This window comes from Kangiella sp. (assembly GCF_014762745.1).
GTDB lineage: Bacteria > Pseudomonadota > Gammaproteobacteria > Enterobacterales > Kangiellaceae > Kangiella.
Genome location: NZ_JABURJ010000072.1, coordinates 1 through 6,273 on the forward strand (window position 1 = coordinate 1; position 6,273 = coordinate 6,273).

A 6,273-nucleotide genomic window follows, 5' to 3' on the forward strand; every position below is an offset into this window, starting at 1 on the left:
TTGTCGGGCGTCGCTGATAGTTTTATTTCTATTTCGATCGACATGCCTTATGTTCTACTCAGTTTCGTTTGAGTCATTCACCGCAGTTTACAGCGCGAATTGGGAATTGCCAATCGTTAAGTCTGGTATGCGAGTGCTTGCTTGCTTATAATGTGCACCTTTACTTGTTGGCCCAGACAATCCATTGGGGGATACATGGCTAATTCGATTTTAGACCTTTTTGCGTCATCACCTATTCGTCCTATGCAGGATCATATGGCGAAAGTTCATGAATGTGCTTCTGAGCTGAAAAACTTTTTCCAGGCCACTATTGATGGCGACTGGGATAAGGCAGACCAACTAAGAACCCGCATCCGTGAACTGGAAAATGAAGCGGATGACTTAAAGCATGACCTGCGCATGCACCTTCCAAAAGGCTTATTCCTACCTGTTGCCCGTACCGACCTTCTCGCCCTTCTCAGTAAACAAGACAAGATTGCCAATATCGCACGTGATATTGCAGGTATGGTATTTGCCCGCAAAATGCAGTTTCCAGCAAACGTAAATGATGACCTGATGGGCCTGATTCAGCGCTCATTAGACGCTTCAGCGCAAGCGTTTAAAGCCATCAATGAACTGGATGAATTATTGGCAACTGGCTTTAGAGGCCGTGAAGCTAGTCTGGTCGAAGAAATGATTGATCAGTTAGACATGATCGAAAACGATACAGACGACTTACAACGTGAATTACTGTTCAAAATTTTTGAGCAGGAAAACGAACTACCCCCTGTACAGGTGATGTTTATGTATAAGGTAGTACAACAAATCGGTGATTTAGCTGACAGCGCTCAAAGCGTCGGTTCACGCCTTGAAATGATGATAGCTCGATAAACCGGGGGGAGTCGTGGATTTCATATTACAAAACGCAGATACTTTTATCTGGATAGCGGTAGCATTTGGTTTTTTAATGGCGTTTGGTATTGGTGCCAATGATGTTGCCAATGCTATGGGAACATCGGTTGGAGCCAAAGCTTTAACCTTGAAACAGGCCATTTTTGTTGCTGCCATCTTCGAATTTGCAGGTGCGTACCTGGCTGGTGGTGAAGTGACCCAGACCATTCGTAAAGGCATTATTGACTCGGCATATTTTGAAGGTGCGCCTGACTTGCTGATTCTGGGCATGATGTCTTCATTATTGGCAGCGGGTATCTGGTTGGTATTAGCCTCAAGGCTTGGCTGGCCAGTTTCGACTACTCACTCCATCATTGGTGCGATTGTCGGTTTTGCTGCAGTTGGCGTGAGTGTTAACGCGGTAAGCTGGGCCAAAGTGGGCTCCATCGTTGGTAGCTGGGTAGTCACACCATTTATCGCTGGTGTTATCGCCTTCCTTATCGTTCTCAGCGTACAAAAGCTGATTCTCAACACTGACAACCCGTTCCAGATGGCTAAGCGATATGTGCCTTTCTATATGTTCCTGGCTGGTTTTGTAATTGCGCTGGTAACAATCATGAAAGGCTTAAAGCATGTCTTTAAAGATAAAGACATTAGCTTAAGCCTTGCAGAAGTCTATCTTATCGCGATTGGAGTGGGAGCCATTATTGCAATCATTGGCGCGCTCTTTATTAGTCGAATTAAGCTGGAAGAAGAAGCCGATAAAGACTATCACTTTGCCAGCGTTGAGAAAGTATTCGCTGTCTTAATGATTGTAACCGCCTGTGGTATGGCTTTCGCTCACGGCTCAAACGACGTTGCGAACGCGATTGGTCCATTGGCAGCGGTTGTCAGTGTGATTCAAAGTGGCGGTGAAATTGGTGCCAAGGCAACCGTAGACCCACGCATTTTGCTGGTCGGTGCTATCGGTATTGTGATTGGTCTAATTGTTCTCGGTAGCCGCGTAATGGCCACCATCGGCAAAAAGATTACTCACCTGACTCCGAGTCGCGGTTTTGCGGCTGAGTTGGCGGCAGCTTCAACGGTTATTATCGCCAGTGGTGCAGGCCTGCCAATTTCCACCACACAAACATTGGTTGGCGCAGTGTTAGGTGTTGGTATGGCACGCGGTATCGCAGCTCTGAATCTCGGTGTTGTGCGCAACATCTTTGTATCATGGGTTGTTACGCTACCAGCTGGTGCGATTCTATCCGTGATCTTCTTCTTTATCTTTAAAGCACTATTTACGGTCTAATCCGCGCAATAGTGTTAAAAAGTGTTACTAATTAGCCTGTTTGCGGGCTGATTAACACTTTCTTTAAAACGGCCTTAAGTCTATTAATTCAATGACTTAAGGCCTTTTTTTTATACCCTCATAAAACACCCGAAACAATCTGCACATTAGTCTTAGCGACAACCCTTCCCCCATTCTTTGACCTGCTATATACTTGCCCCTTTATTTACGATTAAGCTCAAAATTTAACCGTTAGGATAGTGTATGTTTCGTCTACTTTTAGTGTTTTTACTGCTGACTACAAGCCAGTTTGCACCAGCAGCTGATCCAGCTCAAAACACAGCCGCTCAAAGCAACTATTATGTGTCCGATGACATCGGTGTCATTATGCGTAGCGGCCCGACCAATCGTTATCGAGTCATTGGTCGTTTAATGGCCGGAACCCCTATCGAAGTTTTAGCCACCGATACTGAAAACGACAGTAGCCAGGTGCGCACCGCAGGCGGTGATGAAGGCTGGATTCAAAGCCAATACATTACTGATCAGCCAACGGTGCAGGCTTTATATGCAGAGCTGCAAATTGAGCATGACGCCCTGAAACAGGAATTGGCTCAAACCAAACAGCAGATCGCTGATAAAGAGAATGTCATTGCGCTGAACGATCAGCTGCAACAACAGGTTTCCGAACTGCAAAATGAGTCGGATAAACTTCGCCAGCAAAACGAACTGTTAAAAGATCGTTTTCACAGCGATGTGTTTTACGCAGGCGCATTAGTCCTGCTAGTGGGCATGCTAATCAGCTGGGTACTATCCCGCGTTAGCATGAAACGCCGTCAGCGCTCCGGTTGGCGTTGACGTTTTCAGGTGGTACTTTGCAATCCTCGGATCTGTAAAAGTACATTGTTATTAGGTAATTGCCGTAATGTTTAAAGCCAGTCAAATCCTGTCAGATTCCTATCAGCAACTCTCGCTGAGCGAGTGGCAGGAAATTATCACCCAAAATTACTCTGTCGATGAATCGGGCTACTTACAAGAATTGTTAGAGCTCGCTACTCCTGACGACAAAACCGTAAATATCATTACTCATCAGGCTTCGCAACTGGTAGAAGAAATTCGCCAGAGCAGCAGGTCGAGAGAAGGTGTTGAAGCCTTTTTGCAGCAATACAGTCTGAGTACCAAGGAGGGTGTGATTCTGATGTGTCTGGCGGAAGCGCTGTTGCGTATTCCTGATGCCAATGTTGCTAATGCACTGATTCGTGACAAGCTTAGCGCTGCTGAGTGGAAAAAACATACCGGTCAAAGTGAATCGATTCTGGTTAATGCCTCGACCTGGGGCCTGATGTTGACCGGCAAAATCGTCGACGTTGATCAGGACGGTGACGGTAAACCTGATACTTTATTAAAAGGGCTGATTGCCAAGTTTGGTGAGCCGGTGATTCGCCAGGCCATGAATCAGGCGATGCGTTTAATGGGTCGCCAGTTCGTGCTTGGCCGCAGCATCAAAGAAGCCATGAAGCGTGGCGCGAAAAGCGTTGAGAAAGGCTATACCCATTCATTTGACATGTTGGGTGAAGCCGCATATACCGCACAGGATGCTCACCGTTACTACGAAGCCTACAGCAAAGCGATTCAGGAAATTGGCCAGGTCAAAGTTAAAGAAGGCCAATTAGCACCGAGTATTTCGATCAAGCTATCAGCGCTGCACCCGCGTTATGAAGTGGGTCAGAAAGATCGCGTCATGACCGAAATGGTTGAGACCTTGTTGAAGCTGGTCAAGCAGGCACGTGAGCTGGATGTTGCAGTGACCATTGATGCCGAAGAAGCCGATCGTCTGGAACTGTCGCTGGATATTTTCGAAGCACTTTATACTTCGGAAATATGCCAGGACTGGTCTGGTCTGGGCATGGTGGTTCAGGCCTACTCAAAACGTGCATTGCCGGTTCTAGGCTGGTTGGATGCATTGGCACGCAAACACGGTCGTCGCATTCCGATCCGTCTGGTTAAAGGTGCTTACTGGGATTCAGAGATCAAGTGGTCGCAACAGGCAGGCCTGAGCAACTATCCGGTATTTACCCGTAAAGCCGGTACCGATGTTTCGTATCTTGCCTGCGCGCGCTTTATCATGAGCACTAAAGACAGTTTCTACCCTCAGTTTGCGACTCATAACGCACAAACCGTTTTCAGTATTATGGAGATGGCGGGCGAACGTCGTGACTTTGAGTTCCAGCGTCTACATGGTATGGGTGAAATTCTGTATGACAAGGTACTGGAACGCTATCCCGGTTTGAAGTGCCGTATTTATGCGCCAGTTGGAAACCATAAAGATTTGCTGCCTTACCTGGTGCGTCGCCTATTGGAAAATGGTGCCAATACTTCCTTCGTTCATCAGCTGGTGGATAAAGCCACTCCGGTGATGAGCCTGGTTGAGCATCCGTGTCTTGTGCTCAAGCGTTACCCGACGCTGCACAATGATCGCATTCCATTGCCACCTCATATCTATGGTCCTGACCGCGTGAACTCAGCAGGTACTAATCTCCACATTAACAGCCAGATCGAGCCTTTTATGCAAAACGTACAACAGTATTTAGACAATCAATGGCACGCCAAGCCCATTATTGACGGTAAAGAAATTACCACTAACGAAGAAGCCGTGTTCTGCCCTTATGACAATACTCATCAGATCGGTACTGTCCATAAGGTCAGCGAAGAGTTGGCTTTAGATGCATTAACCATCGTACACAAGAACTTCATTGCATGGGATATGACACCGGTTGAACAACGCGCTCAAATTCTTGAGAAAATTGCCGATGTGTTTGAAGAAAACGAAGCAGAATTGATAGCCTTGTGTAGCCGCGACGGTGGTAAAACACTACAAGATGGCATTGACGAGGTTCGTGAAGCAGTAGACTTCTGTCGCTACTATGCCAATAACGCGCGCAAAGATTTTGGCCAGGAAATCACTCTTCCGGGACCTACAGGTGAGAGTAATCATCTTTACCTTCAAGGGCGTGGTGTATTTGCCTGTATCAGCCCATGGAACTTCCCGTTGGCCATTTTCACAGGTCAGGTAGTAGCAGCCTTGGTTGCTGGTAATACTGTTCTAGCTAAGCCCGCCGATCAAACTACTTTGGTGGCTTATCGCGCGGTGCAATTGATGCATCAGGCTGGCGTTCCAACCAGCGTACTTCAGTTTGTGCCTTGCCGTGGCTCAACCTTCGGTAAAGTGGTGTTGTCCGATATTCGCATTGCTGGTGTTGCCTTCACTGGTTCAACCTCAACGGCACAAACCATCAACCGCACTTTGGCTACTCGTGACGGCATGTTGTCGCCACTAATTGCTGAAACCGGTGGTCAGAACGCCATGATCGTGGACAGCTCTGCACTTCCTGAGCAGGTGGTTGCCGATGTTATTCAGTCAGCCTTCACCAGTGCCGGCCAGCGTTGTTCTGCCTTGCGTGTGCTTTATGTACAGGAAGATGTTGCAGACCGTATCCTGGAAGTGCTTTCTGGTGCGATGCAGGAACTTAAGCTGGGCGACCCAACCGATTTATCAACTGACGTTGGCCCGGTTATTGATGCGGTAGCTCGCGAAGAGTTGGCAGGCCATGTTGAGCAATTGCGCGCAACCGGCAATCTGATTGCAGAAACGCCTATGCCAGCAGGTCTTGAGAAAGGTTGCTTCCTCGCGCCAACAGCCTTCTTTATCAATCATATCAATGACTTGACTCAAGAGTGGTTCGGCCCGATTCTGCATGTTATCAAGTACAAATCTAAAGAGCTGGATCAGGTCATCGACCAGATCAACGGCTATGGATTTGGTTTGACCCTCGGTATCCATTCACGCAACGAAAGCACCGCGACTTACATTGATAAGCGTGCACGCGTCGGTAACGTCTATATCAACCGCAACATGATTGGCGCAACCGTGGGTGTGCAACCATTCGGTGGTCAGGGGCTGTCAGGTACTGGTCCAAAAGCAGGCGGCCCATTCTATCTGCACCGCTTTGCCACCGAGCATACTCGCACCAATAACACTGCAGCGATTGGCGGTAACGCTACCCTGCTGTCGTTAGGCGATTAAGCCGTTTCAAGGTAAACTAAAGGGCATCACCATTTGATGCCCTTTTTTT

At 47.7% G+C, this 6,273-nt stretch carries 4 protein-coding genes; all 4 read left to right on the top strand.

The window, feature by feature from the left end:
* Positions 1–195 precede the first annotated feature (195 nt).
* The 4 genes from HUJ19_RS05255 to putA all read left to right on the top strand — a co-directional run bounded on the left by HUJ19_RS05255 (position 196) and on the right by putA (position 6,224).
* Positions 196–870, top strand: coding sequence for a TIGR00153 family protein (locus HUJ19_RS05255; protein ID WP_290622654.1), 675 nt, complete (start codon positions 196–198; stop codon positions 868–870).
* 13 nt (positions 871–883) lie between these two features.
* Entirely contained in the window at positions 884–2,164 is a 1,281-nt protein-coding gene (locus HUJ19_RS05260) for an inorganic phosphate transporter (protein ID WP_290622655.1), read from the top strand.
* Positions 2,165–2,407: 243 nt separating this feature from the next.
* Positions 2,408–2,998, top strand: coding sequence for a TIGR04211 family SH3 domain-containing protein (locus tag HUJ19_RS05265; protein ID WP_290622656.1), 591 nt, complete (start codon positions 2,408–2,410; stop codon positions 2,996–2,998).
* Positions 2,999–3,065: 67 nt separating this feature from the next.
* On the top strand, positions 3,066–6,224 hold the full coding sequence (gene putA / locus HUJ19_RS05270) for a bifunctional proline dehydrogenase/L-glutamate gamma-semialdehyde dehydrogenase PutA (protein WP_290622657.1): 3,159 nt from the start codon (positions 3,066–3,068) through the stop codon (positions 6,222–6,224).
* Positions 6,225–6,273 lie beyond the last annotated feature (49 nt).